Consider the following 1,524-nt stretch of genomic DNA (forward strand, 5'->3'; position numbering starts at 1 on the left):
GCAGGCGGGCGTGCTGCGCGCGTTGACGGACGCGGGGCTGAGCTTCGCGCACGCGGACGGCACGTCCGGCGGCATCATCACGCTGGCGATGTGGCTGTCCGGCAGGTCTCCCGCGGAGATGTGCGAGCGGTGGCGGACCCTGCGCGTGAAGGACTTCGTGTCGCTGATGCCGCTGGATGAGTACACGCGGCCCCTGAAGCTCTCCGCGCTGGGCGACGCGGACGGCATCGTCCAGCGCGTCTTCCCGCACCTGGGCATCGACGTGGACGCCGTGCGCGCGAACCGCGAGCGCGAGGGCACCTTCAACGTCTGCGACTTCGGCCGGAAGACGAACGAGGCCGTCCCCCACACCGCCGTGGACCGCGACCTGCTGGTGGCGGGCATCTCCCTGCCCATCTTCATGCCGCCGGTGCCGAAGGACGGGCGGCTCTACCTGGACTCGGTGTGGATCCAGGACGCCAACGTGATGGAGGCCGTGCGGCGCGGGGCGGACGAGCTGTGGATCGCCTGGTGCATCGGCAACACGGCGGAGTACGGCTCCGGCTTCTTCGAGCAGTACGTCAACATGATCGAGCTGAGCGCGAACGGCGCGCTCTTCGCCCAGCTGGAGCAGGTGCGCGAGCTCAACGCGCGCATCCTCGCGGGCGAACACGTGCCGGGGCACTCCCGGCCCATCGCGGTCCACCTCATCAAGCCAGCGCGACCCCTGCCGTTGGATCCGGACTTCTACGCGGGACACGTGACGGCCGCGTCCCTCATCGACCAGGGCTACTCGGACGCCTGTCGCTACCTCCGGGTGGCGGACGCCGGGGGCCTGCCCCTCACCCCGGAGATCACCCAGATGACTGAACACGCTCCCGACCTGACCTTCCGCGAGACCATGTCCGGTCCGCTGGCCCAGGGCACCAACGACCCCGAGACCGGCGCCCACGATGGCCGCTCCACGCCCTTCACCATGCACTGCACCATCAGCATCGACGACATGGAGGAGTTCATCCGCGACGCGTCCCACGCCGCCCGGCTGGTGGCCCACGTGCAGTACGCGCCCCTGGGCGACGACCTGCCCGTGCAGGACGGGAGCTTCAACCTCTTCCGCTCCACCGACGACCCCGGGACGAAGATCATGAGCTACGGGCTGCGCTTCCAGGCCCACGGCCAGGACTATTACCTGGAGGGCACGAAGACGCTGCACGACGACCCGGGGCCCGACCTCTGGCGCGACACCACGCGCCTGTACTGCCAGCTCCACGAAGGCGCCGACGCGCGAGGCCGCGTGGTGGGCGCCGGCATCCTGGTGCTGGGCATGCGGGAGCTGCTGCGGCTGGTGACGAGCATGCGCTCCTCCCGGGAGGGCGTGGAGGGGCTGAAGATGGTGACCCGCTTCGGCCAGCTGTTCCTGGGCGCGCTCTGGGACCTCTACGCGCCCCGGGCCCGGAGCGAGGCGGAAGGGGAGGTGACGCATGGGCACGAGCGCTGAGCACTTCGACGTCGTCATCGTCGGCTCGGGGTTCGGTGGTTCGGTGA

General features: G+C 70.2%; 1 protein-coding gene. It reads left to right on the forward strand.

Going from position 1 to position 1,524, the window contains the following annotated elements; translation table 11 throughout:
- Nucleotides 1–1,477: patatin-like phospholipase family protein (locus tag D7V93_RS47210; RefSeq protein ID WP_147451681.1), on the forward strand; the 1,477-nt coding region annotated here is incomplete at its 5' end.
- Nucleotides 1,478–1,524 lie beyond the last annotated feature (47 nt).

This window comes from Corallococcus llansteffanensis (assembly GCF_003612055.1).
Lineage (GTDB): Bacteria > Myxococcota > Myxococcia > Myxococcales > Myxococcaceae > Corallococcus > Corallococcus llansteffanensis.